This window comes from Acidovorax sp. AC410 (genome assembly GCF_979253235.1).
Map to the genome: position 1 here is coordinate 3,614,017 of NZ_CEEDCG010000001.1, position 17,275 is coordinate 3,631,291.

General features: G+C 69.0%; 14 protein-coding genes. 9 read left to right on the top strand and 5 right to left on the bottom strand.

The window, feature by feature from the left end:
• Window positions 1–32: 32 nt before the first annotated feature.
• From AC0IZS_RS16825 to AC0IZS_RS16835, 3 genes are read left to right on the top strand one after another with little or no spacing between them, the layout of a single operon-like run.
• Complete coding sequence (locus AC0IZS_RS16825) at window positions 33–3,164, top strand: MdtB/MuxB family multidrug efflux RND transporter permease subunit (protein WP_471636644.1); 3,132 nt, start codon at window positions 33–35, stop codon at window positions 3,162–3,164.
• A complete protein-coding gene (locus AC0IZS_RS16830; RefSeq protein WP_471636645.1) occupies window positions 3,161–6,295 on the top strand; it encodes an efflux RND transporter permease subunit in 3,135 nt (1,044 codons plus the stop codon). Before AC0IZS_RS16825 ends, AC0IZS_RS16830 begins: the two co-directional genes overlap by 4 nt.
• Complete coding sequence (locus AC0IZS_RS16835; RefSeq protein ID WP_471636646.1) at window positions 6,295–7,749, top strand: efflux transporter outer membrane subunit; 1,455 nt, start codon at window positions 6,295–6,297, stop codon at window positions 7,747–7,749. The genes AC0IZS_RS16830 and AC0IZS_RS16835 overlap by 1 nt, the downstream gene beginning before the upstream one ends.
• A 20-nt stretch (window positions 7,750–7,769) precedes the next feature.
• Here the strand turns inward: AC0IZS_RS16835 and AC0IZS_RS16840 are convergent, their stop codons facing one another.
• Together AC0IZS_RS16840 and AC0IZS_RS16845 are read right to left on the bottom strand one after the other, a co-directional pair.
• Window positions 7,770–8,168 (bottom strand): Cif family virulence factor, encoded by a 399-nt coding sequence (locus AC0IZS_RS16840; RefSeq protein ID WP_471636647.1) that lies wholly within the window; start codon window positions 8,166–8,168, stop codon window positions 7,770–7,772.
• A 63-nt stretch (window positions 8,169–8,231) separates the two neighbouring features.
• Complete coding sequence (locus AC0IZS_RS16845; RefSeq protein ID WP_471636648.1) at window positions 8,232–9,143, bottom strand: LysR substrate-binding domain-containing protein; 912 nt, start codon at window positions 9,141–9,143, stop codon at window positions 8,232–8,234.
• 181 nt (window positions 9,144–9,324) lie between these two features.
• Between AC0IZS_RS16845 and AC0IZS_RS16850 the strand changes: the two genes are divergently transcribed.
• From AC0IZS_RS16850 to AC0IZS_RS16870, 5 genes are read left to right on the top strand one after another with little or no spacing between them, the layout of a single operon-like run.
• Window positions 9,325–10,092 (top strand): ABC transporter permease, encoded by a 768-nt coding sequence (locus AC0IZS_RS16850; protein WP_471636649.1) that lies wholly within the window; start codon window positions 9,325–9,327, stop codon window positions 10,090–10,092.
• The gene (locus AC0IZS_RS16855; protein WP_471636650.1) at window positions 10,089–11,117 is read left to right on the top strand and encodes an ABC transporter ATP-binding protein; all 1,029 of its coding nucleotides are present in this window, start codon (window positions 10,089–10,091) and stop codon (window positions 11,115–11,117) included. Before AC0IZS_RS16850 ends, AC0IZS_RS16855 begins: the two co-directional genes overlap by 4 nt.
• Window positions 11,118–11,161: 44 nt before the next feature.
• Window positions 11,162–12,244 (top strand): extracellular solute-binding protein, encoded by a 1,083-nt coding sequence (locus tag AC0IZS_RS16860; protein ID WP_471636651.1) that lies wholly within the window; start codon window positions 11,162–11,164, stop codon window positions 12,242–12,244.
• A 14-nt stretch (window positions 12,245–12,258) separates the two neighbouring features.
• Complete coding sequence (locus AC0IZS_RS16865) at window positions 12,259–13,080, top strand: ABC transporter permease (RefSeq protein ID WP_471636652.1); 822 nt, start codon at window positions 12,259–12,261, stop codon at window positions 13,078–13,080.
• Window positions 13,031–13,603, top strand: coding sequence for a TIGR00725 family protein (locus AC0IZS_RS16870; protein WP_471636653.1), 573 nt, complete (start codon window positions 13,031–13,033; stop codon window positions 13,601–13,603). The genes AC0IZS_RS16865 and AC0IZS_RS16870 overlap by 50 nt, the downstream gene beginning before the upstream one ends.
• Window positions 13,604–13,624: 21 nt before the next feature.
• On the opposite strand, the gene AC0IZS_RS16875 is transcribed toward AC0IZS_RS16870, so the two are convergent.
• Window positions 13,625–14,284, bottom strand: coding sequence for a hypothetical protein (locus tag AC0IZS_RS16875; protein WP_471636654.1), 660 nt, complete (start codon window positions 14,282–14,284; stop codon window positions 13,625–13,627).
• Window positions 14,281–15,267 carry a helix-turn-helix transcriptional regulator gene (locus AC0IZS_RS16880; RefSeq protein ID WP_471636655.1) on the bottom strand — a complete coding sequence of 329 codons (987 nt, stop codon included), beginning with the start codon at window positions 15,265–15,267 and terminating at the stop codon, window positions 14,281–14,283. Before AC0IZS_RS16880 ends, AC0IZS_RS16875 begins: the two co-directional genes overlap by 4 nt.
• A 121-nt stretch (window positions 15,268–15,388) precedes the next feature.
• Here AC0IZS_RS16880 and AC0IZS_RS16885 point away from each other — a divergent pair, with 121 nt between their 5' ends.
• Entirely contained in the window at window positions 15,389–16,000 is a 612-nt protein-coding gene (locus AC0IZS_RS16885) for a glutathione S-transferase family protein (protein ID WP_471636656.1), read from the top strand.
• On the opposite strand, the gene AC0IZS_RS16890 is transcribed toward AC0IZS_RS16885, so the two are convergent.
• Window positions 16,001–17,257, bottom strand: a complete 1,257-nt coding sequence (locus AC0IZS_RS16890) for a putative Na+/H+ antiporter (protein WP_471636657.1) — start codon at window positions 17,255–17,257, stop codon at window positions 16,001–16,003.
• Window positions 17,258–17,275: the final 18 nt, after the last annotated feature.

Here is a 17,275-nt window from a genome sequence, read left to right on the forward strand (position 1 = left end):
GGCCCCGACCACCCTGACGCGGGCACCGTCCCATGAACCTTTCGCGCATCTTCATCCTGCGCCCCATCGCCACCTCGCTGCTGATGGTGGCGCTGCTGATTGCGGGCCTGCTGGCCTACCGGCTGCTGCCCATCTCGGCCCTGCCCGAGGTGGACTACCCCACCATCCAGGTCACCACGCTGTACCCGGGGGCCAGCCCCGATGTGATGACCTCCAACGTCACCGCGCCGCTGGAGCGCCAGTTCGGCCAGATGCCGGGCCTCGCGCAGATGTCCTCCACCAGCTCGGGCGGGGCCTCGGTCATCACCCTGCGCTTTGCGCTCGACATGGCGATGGACGTGGCCGAGCAGCAGGTGCAGGCGGCCATCAACGCCGGCAGCAACCTGCTGCCCAACGACCTGCCCATGCCGCCCATCTACAGCAAGGTGAACCCGGCGGACGCCCCCATCCTCACGCTGGCCATCACCTCGCCCTCACTGCCGGTGATCCGCGTCAACGACCTGGTGGAGAACCGCCTGGCGCCCAAGCTCTCGCAGGTCAAGGGTGTGGGACTGGTGGCCATCGCGGGCGGGCGCCGCCCGGCCGTGCGCATCCAGGTCAATCCGGTGGCGCTGGCGGCGGTGGGCATGACGCTCGAAGACGTGCGCAGCATGATCGCCTCGTCCAACGTCAAGCAGGCCAAGGGCGGTTTCGACGGCCCGGCGCGGGCATCGACCATCGACGCCAACGACCAGCTGCAGTCCGCTGCCGAGTACCAGAACCTGGTGATCGCGCTGCGCAATGGGGTGCCCGTGCGCTTGCGCGACGTGGCCACCACGGTGGACGATGCCGAGAACACCCGCCTGGCCGCCTGGGCCGGCACGCCCGACACCGGTGCGCGCGCCGGCGTGATCCTCAACATCCGGCGCCAGCCCGGCGCCAACGTGATCGAGACGGTGGACCGCATCAAGGCCCTGCTGCCCCAGCTGCAGAGCACGCTGCCGGCTTCGCTGGACGTGCAGATCCTCACCGACCGCACGGTGACCATCCGCTCGTCGGTCAAGGACATGCAGGTCGAGCTGGCGCTGGCCATCGGCCTGGTGGTGGCGGTGATCTTCGTGTTTTTGCGCAGCGCCTCGGCCACGCTCATCCCCAGCGTGGCGGTGCCGCTGTCGCTGGTGGGCACCTTCGGCGTCATGTACATGGCGGGGTTCTCGATCAACAACCTCACCTTGATGGCGCTGACCATCTCCACCGGCTTCGTGGTGGACGATGCCATCGTGATGATCGAGAACATCGCGCGTTACGTGGAGGAGGGCGAACATCCGCTGCAGGCCGCGCTCAAGGGTGCCAAGCAGATCGGCTTCACCATCATCTCGCTGACCATCTCGCTGATTGCGGTGCTGATCCCGCTGCTCTTCATGGGCGACGTGGTGGGCCGGCTGTTCCACGAGTTCGCGATCACCATGGCCGTGGCCATTCTGATCTCGGCCGTGGTCTCGCTCACGCTCACGCCCATGCTGTGCGCGCGCCTGTTGCGCCACACGCCCGAGGAAAGCCATGGCCGCCTGTACCAGGCCACGGGCCGCTTCTTCGACCGCACCATCGCCCATTACGGGCGTGCCCTGAACTGGGTGCTGGGCCACCAGGGGCTCACCTGGATCGTGTTCATCGCCACGCTGGCGCTCACGGTGCTGCTGTACATGGTGGTGCCCAAGGGCTTCTTCCCGGTGCAGGACACGGGCACCTTGCAGGCCACGACCGAGGCGGACCAGTCGATCTCGTTCGCCGCCATGGCCGAGCGCCAACAGCAACTGGCCGAGCGCATCCTGCGCGACCCGGCGGTGAAAAGCGTCTCGTCCTTCATCGGCGTGGACGGCGCCAACACCACGCTCAATACCGGTCGCCTGCTGATCGACCTGAAGCCCCATGGCGAGCGCGACAAGGCGTCCACCGTGGTGCGCCGCCTGGCCGACGACACGGCCGACCTGCCCGGCATCCGCCTGTATGCCCAGCCGGTGCAGGATCTGACCATCGAGGACCGCGTGGCGCGCACGCAGTACCAACTCCTGGTCTCCTCGCCCGATTCCACGCAGTTGCAGGTCAGCACCGCCGACCTGGTGCGCCGCATGCGCGGCTTGCCGCAGCTGGCCGACGTGGCCAGCGACCTGCAGAGCCAGGGCCTGCAGGCCTTCGTGCAGATCGACCGGGCCCAGGCCAGTCGCCTGGGGGTCACGGTGTCGGGCATCGACACGGCGCTGTACAACGCCTTCGGCCAACGCCTGATCTCCACCATCTTCACGCAGTCCAACCAGTACCGTGTGGTGCTGGAGGTGGCGCCGCAGTTCAAGGTGGGCCCCGAGGCGCTGGCCAACATCTACGTCACCTCCACGGCGGGCAAGCCCGTGGCGCTGTCCACCGTGGCGCGCATCGAGGAGCGGCCCATGGCCCTGGGCGTGAACCACGTGGGCCAGTTGCCCGCGGCCACCATTTCTTTCAACACCGCGCCCGGCGTGGCGCTGGGCGACGCGGTCAAGGCCATCCAGGCCGAGCAGGCGGCCGCCAAGGAGGCAGGGCTGCTGCCGCTGTCGGTGGAGACCAGCTTCCAGGGCGCGGCGCTGGCCTTCCAGGCCTCGCTGTCGAACACGCTGCTGCTCATCCTGGCGGCGGTGGTCACCATGTACATCGTGCTCGGCGTGCTGTACGAGAGCACCATCCACCCGATCACCATCCTCTCCACCCTGCCGTCGGCCGGCGTGGGCGCGCTGCTGGCGCTGCTGGTGACGGGGCTCGATGTGGACATCATCGCCATCATCGGCATCGTGCTGCTCATCGGCATCGTCAAGAAGAACGCGATCATGATGATCGACTTCGCGCTGGAGGCCCAGCGTGACCAGGGCCTGCCCGCGCGCGAGGCCATCTACCAGGCCTGCCTGCTGCGCTTTCGCCCGATCCTGATGACCACGCTGGCCGCGCTGCTGGGCGCCCTGCCGCTGATGCTGGGCACGGGCGTGGGCAGCGAGCTGCGCCATCCGCTGGGCGTGACCATGGTGGGTGGCCTCATCGTGAGCCAATTGCTCACGCTGTTCACCACGCCGGTGATCTACCTCACGTTCGAGAACGCCGCCGAGCGCTGGCGCGCACGGCGCGCCGCCAAGGCGGCACATGCCGAGGGAGCGGTGTGAGCCTGTCCACCCCCTTCATCCACCGGCCCATCGCCACCATGCTGCTCACCATCGGCTTGGCGCTGGCGGGGGCGGTGTCGTACTTTCTGCTGCCCGTGGCGCCGCTGCCGCAGGTAGACTACCCGACCATTTCCGTCTCGGCCAGCCTGCCCGGGGCCAGCCCCGACACCATTGCCGCCACCGTGGCCACACCGCTGGAGCGGGCCCTGGGGGCCATCGCAGGCGTCAATGAAATCACCTCGCGCTCCACGCTGGGCAGCACCTCCATCACGCTGCAGTTCGACCTGAGCCGCACGGTGGACAGCGCCGCGCGCGACGTGCAGGCGGCCATCAACGCGTCGCGCACGCTGCTGCCCACGGGCATGCCCAGCAACCCCACCTACCGCAAGGTGAACCCGGCCGATTCGCCCATCATGATCCTGGCGCTCACGTCCGACTCGCTCACGCGCGGGCAGATGTACGACGCGGCCTCTACCGTCATGGCGCAAAAGCTCTCGCAGGTCGAGGGTGTGGGCCAGGCGTCCATCAGCGGCGGCGCGCTGCCCGCCGTGCGCGTGCAGCTCGACCCGCTGCGCCTGGCGTCCAACGGCGTCTCGCTGGAGCAGGTGCGTGCGGCCATTACCAGCACCAATGCCAATCGCCCGCTCGGCTCGGTCGAGCGCGAGGACCACTACTGGCAGGTGACCGCCAACGACCAGGCGCGCGTGGCGGCCGACTATGCGCCGCTTGTGCTGCGCTGGAAGGACGGCAACGCCATCCGCCTGGCCGACGTGGCCCAGGTCACCGACTCGGTGCAGGACGTGCGCAACTTCGGCGTGGCCAACGGCAAGCCGGCCATCTTGCTGCAGGTGTACAAGCAGCCGGGCGCCAACATCCTCGAAGCGGTAGAGCGCGTGCGCGCGCTGCTGCCGGCGCTCAAGGCCTCCATCCCCGCGGCCATCGACATCGAGATCGTCTCCGACCGCACGCCCACGCTGCGCGCCTCGGTCAAGGAGGTGGAGCGCGCCCTGCTGATCGCCGTGGCGCTGGTGATCATGGTGGTGTTTTTGTTCCTGCGCAATGCGCGCGCCACGCTGATCCCCAGCGTGGCGGTGCCGGTGTCGCTGGCGGGCACCTTCGGCATCATGTACCTGGCGGGCTACACGCTCGACAACCTGTCGCTGATGGCGCTCACCGTGGCCACCGGCTTCGTGGTGGACGATGCCATCGTGGTGCTCGAGAACATCATGCGCCACATGGAGCGCGGCAAGACGGCGCTGCAGGCCTCGCTCGACGGGGCGCGCGAGATCGGCTTCACGGTGGTGTCCATGAGCATCTCGCTGATCGCGGTGTTCGTGCCCATTTTGTTCATGGGCGGCATCGTGGGCCGGTTCTTTCGCGAGTTCGCCATCGTCATGTCGGCGGCCATCCTGGTGTCGCTGCTGGTCTCGCTGACCACCACGCCCATGATGTGCGCGGTGCTGCTCAAGCAGCACCGCACGCCCAGGGCGCCCAGCCAGTCGTGGTGGGCGCGCTTTTCGCGCTGGGTCGACCGGCTGCAGGATCGTGGCCTGCGCGCCTACCGCCGCAGCCTGGCCTGGTGCCTGCGCCACCAGCCCGTGGTGCTGCTGGTGCTGCTGGGCGTGGTGGCCGGCAATGTCTACCTCTACACCGCCATCGACAAGGGCTTCATGCCCGAGCAGGACACCGGCCGCATCTCGGGCTTCATCCGGGCCGACCAGGCCACCTCGTTCCAGGCCATGGAGCAGCGGCTGCAGCGCTTTTTGGCCATCGTGCAGGCCGACCCGGCCGTGGAGCATGTCACCGGTTTCACGGGGGGCTGGCAGCGCAATGCGGCGATGATGTTCATGTCGCTCAAGCGCGGGCCGGGGCAGGAGAGCTCCGAGGCCGTGATCGCGCGGCTGCGCGAGCAGCTCAAGGACGAGCCCGGCGCGCGCCTGTTCATGACCCCCCAGCGCGACATCCGCATCGGCGGGCGGCAGAGCAGTGCCTCGTTCGACTACACCTTGCAGGCCGACGACATCGCCGAGCTGCGCACCTGGGAGCCGCGCATCCGCCAGGCCCTGTCGCAACTGCCCGAGCTGGAGGACGTGAACAGCGACGTGCAGGACTATGGGCTGCAGACCACGCTGGTGATCGACCGCGATGCCGCCTCGCGCATGGGCCTGTCGGTGGCCACCATCGACGCCACGCTCAACGACGCCTTCGGCCAGCGCCAGGTGGGCGTGATCTACAACCCGCTGAACCAGTACCGCGTGGTGATGGAGGCCGCACCCCAGTACCTGCAGGACCCCGAGACGCTGCGCAGCTTCTTCTTCGTGAACAACCTGGGCCAGCAGATCCCTCTCACGGCGTTCGCGCGCATCACGCAGACCAATACGCCGCTGTCGGTCAGCCACGACCGGGGCACGCCGGCCAGCACGGTGAGCTTCAGCCTGGCGCCGGGCGTCTCGCTGTCGCAGGCTACCGACGCGGTACACAACGCGGTGTCCGAACTTGGTGTGCCGGTGGGCATCCGCGGCACCTTTGGCGGCACGGCGGGGGCCTTCCAGGACGCGCTGGCCGGGCAGCCGCTGTTGATCCTGGCGGCCATCATCACCATCTACCTGGTGCTGGGCATCCTGTACGAGAACCTGGTGCATCCGCTGACCATCCTGTCCACCCTGCCTTCGGCCGGCGTGGGGGCGCTGCTGGCGCTGATGCTGTTCAAGACCGAGTTCTCGCTGATCGCGCTGATCGGGGTCATCCTCTTGATCGGCATCGTCAAGAAGAACGCGATCATGATGATCGACTTCGCGCTGGTGCGCCAGCGCGGCGGCCACGTGAGCGCCGCCCAGGCCATCTACCGCGCCTGCAACCTGCGCCTGCGGCCCATCCTCATGACCACCATGGCCGCCATCTTCGGTGCGCTGCCGCTGGCCCTGGGCCGGGCCGATGGTGCCGAGCTGCGCCAGCCGCTGGGCATCGCCATCGTGGGCGGGTTGCTGTTCAGCCAGGTGCTCACGCTGTATACGACGCCCGTGGTCTACGTGGCGCTGGACCGCCTGCGCGCCCGCGTGCTGCGCACCGCGCGGCGCTGGCGCAGGCAGCGCCCAGCGCCCAGCGCCGTGGCGCTTCAAGGAAACGATTGATGCCTTCCCCTATTTCCCCTTCCTTTCCTGCACGCCTGGCGCTCTCGCTGGCCGTTCTGGCCCTGCTCGGTGCTTGCGCCAGCCAGCAGGCCTACGAGCGCCCGGCCATGGACATCCCGCCGGCCTACAAGGAAAGCAGCGCTGCCGCCCAGGGCCTGTGGCAGCCCGCCCAGCCCGGTGGCGACCAGGCCGTGCCCACAGCATGGTGGTCGCTGTATGGCGATGCCACGCTCGACACGCTGCAACAGCAGGCGGCCGCCGGCAACCAGAACATTGCGCAGAGCGTGGCCCGCCTGCGCGCCGCGCAGGCCGCGGTGGCCAGCAGCAGCGCCAGCCTGCTGCCCTCCCTGGGCGCCAGTGCCAGCAGTTCGCGCTCGCGCAGCGGCAGCACGCTGCAGGCCGACGGCAGCAGCAATGCGCGCGTGGGCACCAGCCATTCACTGGGCCTGAACGCCAGCTGGGAGCTTGACCTGTGGGGCCGCATTGCGGGCACGGTGGACGCGGCCCGCGCCAGCGCCCAGGCCAGCGCCGACGACCTGGCCGCCATGCGCCTGTCGGTGCAGGCCACGGTGGCGCAGACCTACTTTGCGCTGCGCGCCGCCGAGGCCCAGGCCCGGCTGCTGCGCGAAACGTTGGACGCATACTCCCGGAGCTGGGAGCTCACGCGCAACCGCCAGGCGGCCGGCGTGGCATCGCTGGCCGACGTGGCCCAGGCCGAGGCGCAGTACAAGAACACCCAGGTGCAGCTGCTCGAATCCGAGACCAGCCGCAGCCAGCTCGAGCATGCGCTGGCCGCCCTGGTGGGCCAGGCGCCCGCCGCTTTCAGCCTGCCGGCCACGGCCGAGCTGCCGGTCCCGCCGCCCGTGCCTGCGCAACTGCCGTCGCAGCTGCTCGAGCGCCGCCCCGACATCGCCGCCGCCGAGCGCCGCGTGGCCGCCGCCAATGCCCAGATCGGCGTGGCGCGCGCGGCCTTCTTCCCGGCGCTCACGCTCTCGGGCTCGGCCGGCTACCGCGGCTCGGAGCTGTCCAACCTGCTGAGCGCGCCCAACCTGTTCTGGTCGCTGGGCCCGGCGCTGGCGGTGTCGCTGTTCGACGGCGGGGCACGCACTGCCGCCGTGGAATCGGCCCGCGCCAGCAACGACCTGGCCGCCGCAAGCTACCGCCAGACGGTGCTGACCGCGCTGCAGGAGGTGGAGGACAACCTCACGGCCGCCACCGCGCTGGCGCAGGAGCAGCAACTGCAGACCGAGGCCCTGGCGGCCGCCCAGCGCGCTCTCGACGTGGTGAACAACCAGTACCGCGCGGGCACGGTGGGCTTCCTCAACGTGATCACGGCCCAGGCCTCGGTGCTTTCGTCGCAGCGCAGCCTGATCGACGTGAAGAACCGCCGCTTGGCAGCTGTGAACACGCTGCTCAAGAACGTGGCGGGGAACTGGGAGCCGCTGGGGAGGTGAGGCGCCCGCCTGCGGGCAGGTCAGCCCGCATGGTCCGTGGACGCGAACACCCGCCAGCCCTGGTCGCTGTGCAGCAGGTTGTAGGACTCGCGCCAGCCACTGACCACGCTGCCATCGGCTCGCAAGAGCTCCCAGGAGACGGTCGCCAGCACGCCGAGTGCTCCCATGGACACCACCTCCAGATCGCGGTACCGGCACGACCGGCAGCCTTGTCCATGGTACGTGGTGAGTACGGACTGGAAGTAGCCGGCAATCTCCTGCGCGCTGTGGAAGGACCGCAGCGCCCCTTGGGCATCCAGTGAGATGCAGGGCTCGGCATAGCGCTGGGCCACGAGGAAGCCGTCGAACGTGGCGAAGGCCACCACGAAGTCGTCGAAGAATTGCCGGATCTGGTGGAGCAGGTCAGTGGTGGCGGGCATGCGATGTCCTCCTGTTGTGCGATGGGTGTCCTGCGGCAGACGGGCCGGGCGGGTGGGGCCGCCTCATTGCGCAGCCCCACCGCGCGATTGCAGCCCTTCGGCCAGCAACCACTCGCGAAACGCCGCGAACGCCGGCAGGTCCAGCCGGTCGGGCCGGTAGCACAGGTAGTGGCCCTGGTCCACGCGAATGGCGCTGCCGCAGGGGGCGAGCAGCGAGCCCTCGGCAAACTCCTTTTGCACCAGCAGGGCCGGCACCAGACCGATGCCCAGGCCGTTGAGTGCGGCCTGGATCAGCGCCGAATACTGGGCGAAGCGTGGGCCCGCGAGGGTCTGCACTTCGGGCACGCCGTGCTGCGCGGCCCATTGTCGCCAGGCCGTGGGCGCGCCCTCGTGGTGCAGCAGGGTGTGGCCCAGAATGTCGGCCGGCTGGGCAATGCGGTGGCGCCCCTCGACCAGGCTGCGCGCCACGATGAGCACGAACTCGCGCCCCGCGATGTACTCGGACACCACGCCCGGCCAGCCGTCAGGCCCGTAGCGGATGGCGGCATCCACACCGGCCGGTATGCCGTCGCTGGGCTCCAGGTGGCGGCTGAAGCTGAGCATCACGTGGCGGCTTTTCTGGCTGAAGTCCGGCAGCCGCGGGATCAGCCACTTGGTGAGGAAGGTGGGCACGCTGGCCAGCGTGAGCAGGCCTGCGCCTGCATCGCCCGAGCGGGCCTCGAAGGTGGCCGCCTCGATGGCGCGCAGCCCGCCCGAGATCTTCTGCCAGTACACCCGCCCTTGCGGTGTCAGCTCCACCCCGCGGCCGTTCTTCTGCAGCAGTTGGCGGCCCAGAAAGGCCTCCAGTCCCGCGACCTGCTTGCTGACCGCGCTGGCGGTGATGCACAGCGCGCCCGAGGCCAGGGTGATGCTCTGGTGCCGTGCCACGGCGTCGAAGGCCAGCAATTCCTGGATGGTCGGGCAGTCGCGTTTCATATCCGGGTTTGATGAATGCTGTGTGAAAAACGTTTTCCAATTGCTCAGCTGTCCTCATCCAGGTTTCACCCATCATGGGGCGGTCTCTCCCTAGAATTTGGCCAGTGCTGCGGCATGCCGTGTGGCGGACAGTAGCGCATCCGGAAAGTATGCCGGTGATTCTGGCATTGGAGACAACAACGTGGTTCGCGGTATTTCCCTCCTCTATGGCCTGTACCTGCTGCTGCCCATCGCGCTGCTGGTGGTCGGCAGCGTGGGCGGCAGTTGGACCAACACGCTATTGCCCACGGGCACCACGGGCCAGTGGTACCTCGACCTCTGGCAGGACACCTCGTTCCGCAAGGCCTTCGTGAGCAGCCTGGTGGTGGCCATGGCGGCCTGCGCCATCAACACCGTGCTGGCCCTGCCGCTGGCCTATGCGCTGTACCACGGCGCACGGCGTGGCGGCGGCATGGCGGCGCGCGTCGTGAGCGCCATGCCCGTGGCCGTGCCGGCCATCACCCTGGCCTTTGGCTACATGGTGGTGTTCAACACCGATCTAGCGCCCTGGCTCGGCTCCATGCCGCTGCTGATCGCGGCGCACGCCATCCTCACCTTGCCCTACCTGACCAATACGCTGCTGGCCGACCTGCGCCACCTGAACCTCTACCGGCTGGAGCAGGCCGCTGCCACGCTGGGCGCCTCGGGCTGGCAGCAGTTCACCGGCATCGTGCTGCCCAGCCTGCGCCAGAGCCTGCTCAGCGGCCTGGTGATGGTGGCCGCCATCTCGGTCGGCGAGTTCGGCGTGTCCAACCTGCTCACCAGCTTCCAGAACCGCACCTACCCCGTCGTGCTGCTACAGGCCTTCTATGGCGCCACGGGCTTTGCCTGTGCCGCCACGGTGATCCTGCTGGTGCTGGCGGGTGCATCGGCCCTGCTGTCCTCCTCCCTCGTCAAAGCCCGCCCATGAGCCTCGTCCTCGACAACGTCAGCTACCACTACCCCGGCAGCACGCACGGCCTGCACGAGGTCTCCCTGGATGTGCGCGCCGGCGAGCTGGTGGCGGTGATCGGGCCCAGTGGCTCGGGCAAGTCCACGTTGCTCCAGCTGGTGTCGGGGCTCACCACCGGCCACACGGGCCGCATCGTCTTCGGCGGGCAGGACATGTCCGCCACGCCCGTACACCAGCGCCGCATGGGCATGGTGTTCCAGAGCTATGCGCTGTTCCCGCACCTGTCGGTGCTCGACAACGTGGCCTACGGCCTCAAGCTGCGCAAGGTGGGCGTGGCCGAGCGCCACCGGCGCGCGCAGGAACTGCTCGACATCGTGGGCCTGGGCAGCTACGCGCAGCGCGGCGTTGCCCAGCTCTCGGGCGGGCAGCAGCAGCGCGTGGCATTGGCACGCGCTCTGGCCATCGACCCGCTGGCCCTGCTGCTCGACGAGCCTCTGTCGGCGCTCGATGCCAGCGTGCGTGGCCACCTGCGTGACGAGATTCGCGCCATCCAGCAGCGCTTTGGCGCCACCACGCTGCTGGTCACGCACGACCAGGAGGAGGCGCTGGTCATGGCCGACCGCGTGGCCATGCTCAAGGACGGGCGCCTCTTGCAGATCGCCACGCCGCGCGCGCTGTACGAGCAGCCTGCGAGCCGTGCGGTCGCTGAATTCGTGGGCCTGTCCACCATCCTGCCCGGCAAGGTCAGCGCGCCGGGCCGGGTGGATTTGGGCTTTGCCGAACTCCACGCCCACACGGGTGGACGCGCTGTGGGCGCCGCACTGTACGTGATGGTGCGGCCTGAGCACATGCGACCCGATCCGGCCCCCGGCAGCGTGAACCGGCTGCAAGGGCAGTGCGGCGCCCAGCGCTACCTGGGCGCACTCACGCGCTACGACTTCGCCGTGACGGGTGCAGACAAGCCTTTTCTTGCCGAGTCGGCTGTGCCGGCTGTGGAGGCGATCTCCATCGCCCCCGAGCACATCCGCCTGCTCGACCACTGATGTCTTCCTTACCTCTCCCAACCCGAACCCGAGGAGTCTTCACCATGCACCGCAGACAACTGATCCAGGCCGCCGGCGCTCTGCCCCTGGCGACGCTTGCCGCCCGCAGCGCCTTCGCCTTCGATGGCCCCGAGCTCTATGCGGGCGAGAAGGCCTTGTACGCCGAGGCGCAAAAGGAAGGACTGTGCGTCTCGTTCGACACGGGCCCCGAATGGGCCAACTGGAAGTCGCTGTTCCGCGACTTCAAGAAGCGCTACCCCGAGATCGAGCTGACCTACAACGACATCGGTTCGGCCGCCACGGTGGTGGCGCTGGAAAAGACTAAGCGCCGCCCGCAGGCTGACACCGCCTATTACTTCGCCGCGTCGGCCGTGGATGCCGCAAAGAAGGACGTGGTCGCGCCCTTCAAGCCCGTCAACTTCGACAAGCTGCCCCCCGTGTTCCGCGAGGCCGAGGGCCGCTGGTTCACCATTCACACGCTCAACATCGCCTTCCTGGTCAACAAGAAGCTGGTGAAGAACGTGCCCACCGGCTGGGCCGACCTGCTCAAGCCCGAGTTCAAGAACACCGTGGTCTACCTGGACCCGCGCTCCACCGGCATCGGCCAGGTGCTGACCTTTGCCGCAGCCTACGCCAACGGCGGCGGCGTGGACAACGTGCAGCCCGGCACCGACTACCTGGGCAAGCTGCATGCCGCCGGCAACGTGCTGCGCGTGGAAGGCACCACGCCCTACGCCAAGTTCTTGAAGGGCGAGATCCCCGTGTGGATCAGCTACGAGAACGACGGCCTCAAGGCCAAGCATGTGGACGGCATGGGCGATGCCGTCGAGGTGGTGATCCCCAAGGAGGCCAGCGTGGCCGCGCCCTATGCCATCAGCCTCGTGAAGAACGGGCCCAACCCCAATGCCGGCAAGCTCTGGCTCAACTTCATCATGAGCGAGGCCGGGCAGACGCTGTTCGCGCAGGGCTTCGTGCGCCCTGCCGTGCCGGGCACGCCGCTGTCTGCCGACGTGGCCGCGAAGATGCCGGCCGCGCCGCAGATCCGCCCGCTCGACGTGGTCAAGGCTTCCGAGCGCAAGGCCGAGGTGGACCGCCTGTGGGCCCAGGCGGCCCTGGGCAACAAGTAAGCAGGCCCTCCCGCATGCGACGTTTCGGCGCCTGGCCCGCATGGGCCTTCATGGCGCTCTTTTTCGCGGTGCCGCTGGCGGCCTTGCTGCCCGAGGCGTTTGGCGATGGCGGCAGCGCCTTTGCCCGGCTGTTCGGCAACCCGCTGTTCCTCGGTGCGCTGCGCAACACGCTGGCGCTGGGGCTGGCGGCGGGCGCGGTGTCGGCGCTGGTGGGCGCCTGCATTGCCATCGAGCTGGCACGCCAGAGCCCATCGCGGCGCCAGTGGATGATGACCCTGCTGGGCCTGCCGCTGGCCTTTTCGGGGCTGGTGATCGCCTATGGCTTCATCCTGGCCTTCGGGCGCGCGGGCTTCGTCACGCAACTGCTGGCGGGGCTGGGCGGCGACCCGGCGGTGATCGGCAGCTGGATCTACAGCATCTCGGGCCTGGGCGTGGCCTATGCCTACTACCTGATCCCGCGCGTGGCCCTGTCGCTGTACCCCGTGTTCGCCAACCTGGACCTGCGCCCGGTGCAAGCCGCGCGCACGCTGGGTGCATCGCGCGCGCGGGCTTTCTGGGACACGGTGGTGCCCGAGGTGCTGCCCTCGGTGCTGTCCAACGCCTGCATGGTGGCCGCGATTGCCATGGGCACCTACGGCACGGCGCTGGCGCTGGTGGGCACGCAGCTCAACATCCTGCCGCTGATGCTGCTCGCGCAGGTCAGCGATGGCGGGTCGGATTTCGCCGTGGCGGCGGCCTTGTCGCTGGTGCTGATGGTGGTGTGTGTGGTCGTGATGGGAGTGGGCGATGTCTTTACGCGAAGGCGCGAGCGTGGTGCGGTCGGTGCCGGTCATTGAGGTGCTGTCTGCGCCTGTCATGCAGTCGCTGCAGCGCCTGGCCCTGAAACAGCAGGGGCCCGCGCGCCACCGCCAGCCGGTGGCCGTGATCGGGCCCGGCGATGCCAACGAGGCCGAGTGCGCCGCCGCCTATGCCGTGGCGCATGCGCTGGCCGGCGCGGGTATGGTGGTGATCTGCGGCGGGCGCGGCGGTGTCATGGCGGCTGCATCGCGCGGGGCCAGCGAGGCCGGGGGAATTGCCGTCGGCATCCTGCCCGAGGACGACGACTCCCAGGCCAACGAGTGGCTGAGTGTGGCGGTACCCACCGGCATGGGGGAGATGCGCAACGCCATCATTGCCCGCAGCGGTGTCTGCCTGGTGGCCATCGGCAGCAACATGGGCACCTTGTCGGAGATGGCGATGGGGCTCAAGTGGGGCAAGCCCGTCTTCGAACTCTACGGCGGCGTGCAGTTGCCGGGGGCGGTTCCGGCCAGCGATGTGAACGATCTGTTGACCAAGGTGCTCGACTGCCTGCTGGGATAAAAGTGTGCGGTGCTCAGCCTCTCAATCGTCGGCCTCCAGCACCACGCCCAGTGCATCCTCCAGCGCCCATAGCGTGTCGTCGCTCAGCGCAGCCACGAAGACCCGCATGCCATCGCTCCACTCCACCAGGCAGGCCGCATGCCCTGGCTGGACGTAGGCGTGCATTTCGTTGACGGTGCCCACATGGTGCCACCGGCCCTGCAGCGCGTGCGCGGTGTCGGGCCCGGCCAGCCCCGAGGCGGCATGCGGCAGCGCCTCGCCGAACGTGCACTGCCAGACCAGCATGGTGGCGATGAATTCCGAGCAACTCTCGCACACGCGGTACCACTCGGTGGCACCACCCGTGGTGGTGATCCACACCGGCGGGTCGTCGCCCGCCGCGGCGCTGCAGTCCACGCCGTAGCGCACCACGTCCTGGTTCTCTTCGAGGAAGACGAGCTTGCCGTCCTGCACGCTCCAGTCGGCCGGCGGCAGGAACTGGTCGTACACGGTGGTGAAGTCGCGCGCATTGCCGGCCAGCAGGTAGAACTCTTGCAGGGCGCGCGGTGCAGCGAGGCCCAGGGCCTGCTCGGCCTTGGTGATGGCATGCGGGTCCACCGCATCCGTGGGCCTGAGCGCGCGGCCCAGCATCTGGAACAGGTCGGGGTAGGGCAGGTGCGGCATGGGGGCGGGGGTGCTCATGGCGAAGGCGCCATGTTGCCAGACCCGCGCGCCAGTCCCCGTGCCACGCGCTCGGTGGCGGCCTGCAGGTAGGCGCGCAGGCTCTCCGGCTCCAGCACCTCGAACTCCACGTCCAGCGCCAGCAGCCAGTACACCAGCGTGCCTTGCTGGTGGGAGCCGCAGGCCAGCACGCAGCGGGTCTCGTCGAGCGCTTCGAGCACGCCCGCCGAAGGCGGTATGCGCCGCGCCATGGTGGAAAGCGGCTGGTGCAGCACGATGCGCGCCTGCTGCGGGTACTGCGTCAGCGCCACCGAGCGCGAGACGTAGGCACGCAGGTCACCGCCCTCCGGCCCGGCGCGGGGCGCGAAGTGGCTGCCGGCCACTGCATCGCCCGCAATGCGGTCGATGCGAAAGCTGCGCCAGTCGCCGCGTGCCGGGTCCCAGGCCACCAGGTACCAGCGCTGGCCGGTGTGTACCAGACCCTGCGGCTCCACCGTGCGCTGGCTGGCCTGGCCCTTGCCGTCCAGGTAGGCGAAATCCACGCGCAACTGGTCGCGGCAGGCCGTGGCCAGCACCGAGAGCGCCGCGGCATGCACGGTGGGGCCTGCATGTTCGGTGGGCAGGATGGCCGAGCGCAGTGCGTCGATGCGCTTGCGCAGGCGCGCGGGCATGACCTGTTCGAGCTTGACCATGGCGCGCAACGAGCTTTCCTCCACCCCGCCCACGGTGCCGGCCGTGGCCAGGCGCAGGGCAATCGCCACGGCCAGCGCCTCCTCGTCGTCGAGCAGCAGCGGTGGCAAGGCCTGGCCGGCGCGGAAGGCATAGCCGCCGGCCACGCCACTGCTGGCGTGGATGGGGTAGCCCAGTTCGCGCAGCCGGTCGATGTCGCGGCGCAGCGTGCGCGGGTGGATTTCCAGGCGCTCGGACAGTTCGGCGCCGGCCCAGTGGCTGCGGGTCTGCAGCAGGGAGAGCACGCGCAAGAGGCGGGAGGACGCAGACAACATGAAACAACTCCAGCTCTTATTGAGGGCGGAATCTGTCCGCAATCAATCCTACATTGCATCCACGTTGTCGGTGCATTGCCACAGCGGCTTTTTCTCAAACAGCAACTTCAAGGAGCCTCCCATGTCCATCGTCCTCTACTGGCACCCCATGTCCAGCGCCACCCCCATCGCCAGCGCACTGGTCGAACTCGGCATCCCGCACGAGCGCGTCGCGCTGGACCTCAAGGCCGGCGATCAGCGCCGCCCCGAGTTCCTGGCGCTCAATCCCAATGGCAAGGTGCCCACCGTGGTGGTGGACGGCAACCCCATGTTCGAGGCCCTGGCCATCCACTTCTGGCTGGCCGGGCAGTACGGCGTGGAGCGTGGCCTGTGGCCCAAGGAGGGCACGCCCGAGCGCATGCAGGCCCTGTCCTGGTCCACCTGGGCCTATGTGACCTATGGCACCGTGCTGGTGCGCCTGCAGTTGGCCACGCAGGGCGACGAGGCCCTGCGCAGCGAGGCGTATGCAGAAGCCGCGCGCAGCGGCCTGGACCAGTTGCTGGCGCTGCTCGACGCGCGCCTGGCCGCACAGCCCTGGATGCTGGGCGCGGATTATTCGCTGGTGGACCTGATCGTGGGCTCGGTCATTGGCTACAGCGTCTACATCGGCGCGCCGGTGGCCTCGCACCCGCATGTGCAGGCCTGGCTGGAACGCGTGCAGGCGCGCCCCTCCATGCAGCTCAAGCCCGATTGATCACAGCACAAGGAATGCAGCCGCTGCGATGGCCGTGGGCAACAGCGCCCCCACCAGCAGCCCACCCGCGCCGATGCTGCCGTCCTCGAAGCCGCCCTTGAGCAGGGCCACGCCGGCGGGGTTGGGCGCATTGGCAATGACCGTGAGGCCGCCGCCCGCCACGGCGCCGGCCACCAGCATGTACTTGGCGGCGTCGGACATGCCTTCGATCAGCGATCCCAGGTAGGTCAGGGCCGCGTTGTCGGTGATGGCCGTGAGACCCAGGGCACCTGCAAACAGGGCCAGGGGCTGCAGGCCCGAGACGATGGGCTGCAGCCACCACTGCTGCATGCCGCCCAGCACCACCAGCCCGGCGAGGAAGAAGCCCACGAGCAGGGCTTCCTTGATGATGAGCGGGCTCTGGTGCTTGTCGTAGGCCTGGGTGTAGCCCAGGAACATCAGGAACAGCGCCAGGAACACGACAGGGTGGTGGGCGAACAGCACCACGCCGGCCAGCAGGGCCAGGTGCACGACCACCACGGCCATGGGGACCGCTGGCACGCGGCTCGCGGTGGCGTCCGGGGTCGGCAGCAGGTGCCGGCGCAGCACGGCGGCGCAGACAGTGGCGTTGACCAGCACGGCGATGGCGGCCTTCCAGCCGAAGGTGGCGAGCATGAAGGCGCTGTCCCACTGCCAGGTGGTGGCCACCATCAGCACCGGTGGTGCGGCGTACGACGTGAGCGTGCCGCCGATGGACACGTTGACGAAGAGCACGCCCAGCGCGAAGTACTTCACGCGCTCGGGCACCGCCGGGCGAAAGATCTGCGGCGCCAGCATCAGGGCGGCAATGGTCATGGCCGCTGGCTCGGTGATCAGCGAACCCAGCAGCGGCACGGCCGCCAGCCCCAGCCAGGCGGTGGCCAGCGGCGTGGGCAGGGGCATGCGCCGTGCCATGGCGTCGATCACGGCGATCACGGTGCGCAGCACCGGGCTGGAGGCCGCGATCACCATGACCACGAAGACGAACAGGGGCTCGGTGTAGTTGCGCGACTCGGCATAGGCCAGCGCTTCGGTGCCGCCCGAGATCAGCGCCATGGCCACCACGAGCACGATGGCCCAGAATCCGAAGACCACCTCCACCTCGCCCAGCAGGTGGAGCAGGCCGGCATGGCGGGGGTAGCGGTGGGACAGGCGCTCGAACAGGCGCGCGGCAAAGGTGTGGAGCAGGGCAATGCCGAAGATGGCCGCCGCAATCCAGTGGATGGCGTGGGGTTGCATGGGTTTCCAGTCGCAGTG

Excerpts from the sequence above, each read along its gene's own strand:
- AC0IZS_RS16855 (WP_471636650.1), top strand. The coding sequence starts at position 10,089 with ATGAGCCTCGTCCTCGACAACGTCAGCTACCACTACCCCGGCAGCACG.
- AC0IZS_RS16880 (WP_471636655.1), bottom strand. The coding sequence starts at position 15,267 with ATGTTGTCTGCGTCCTCCCGCCTCTTGCGCGTGCTCTCCCTGCTGCAG.
- AC0IZS_RS16875 (WP_471636654.1), bottom strand. The coding sequence starts at position 14,284 with ATGAGCACCCCCGCCCCCATGCCGCACCTGCCCTACCCCGACCTGTTC.
- AC0IZS_RS16860 (WP_471636651.1), top strand. The coding sequence starts at position 11,162 with ATGCACCGCAGACAACTGATCCAGGCCGCCGGCGCTCTGCCCCTGGCG.
- AC0IZS_RS16890 (WP_471636657.1), bottom strand. The coding sequence starts at position 17,257 with ATGCAACCCCACGCCATCCACTGGATTGCGGCGGCCATCTTCGGCATT.
- AC0IZS_RS16840 (WP_471636647.1), bottom strand. The coding sequence starts at position 8,168 with ATGCCCGCCACCACTGACCTGCTCCACCAGATCCGGCAATTCTTCGAC.
- AC0IZS_RS16865 (WP_471636652.1), top strand. The coding sequence starts at position 12,259 with ATGCGACGTTTCGGCGCCTGGCCCGCATGGGCCTTCATGGCGCTCTTT.
- AC0IZS_RS16845 (WP_471636648.1), bottom strand. The coding sequence starts at position 9,143 with ATGAAACGCGACTGCCCGACCATCCAGGAATTGCTGGCCTTCGACGCC.
- AC0IZS_RS16835 (WP_471636646.1), top strand. The coding sequence starts at position 6,295 with ATGCCTTCCCCTATTTCCCCTTCCTTTCCTGCACGCCTGGCGCTCTCG.
- AC0IZS_RS16870 (WP_471636653.1), top strand. The coding sequence starts at position 13,031 with ATGTCTTTACGCGAAGGCGCGAGCGTGGTGCGGTCGGTGCCGGTCATT.
- AC0IZS_RS16885 (WP_471636656.1), top strand. The coding sequence starts at position 15,389 with ATGTCCATCGTCCTCTACTGGCACCCCATGTCCAGCGCCACCCCCATC.
- AC0IZS_RS16825 (WP_471636644.1), top strand. The coding sequence starts at position 33 with ATGAACCTTTCGCGCATCTTCATCCTGCGCCCCATCGCCACCTCGCTG.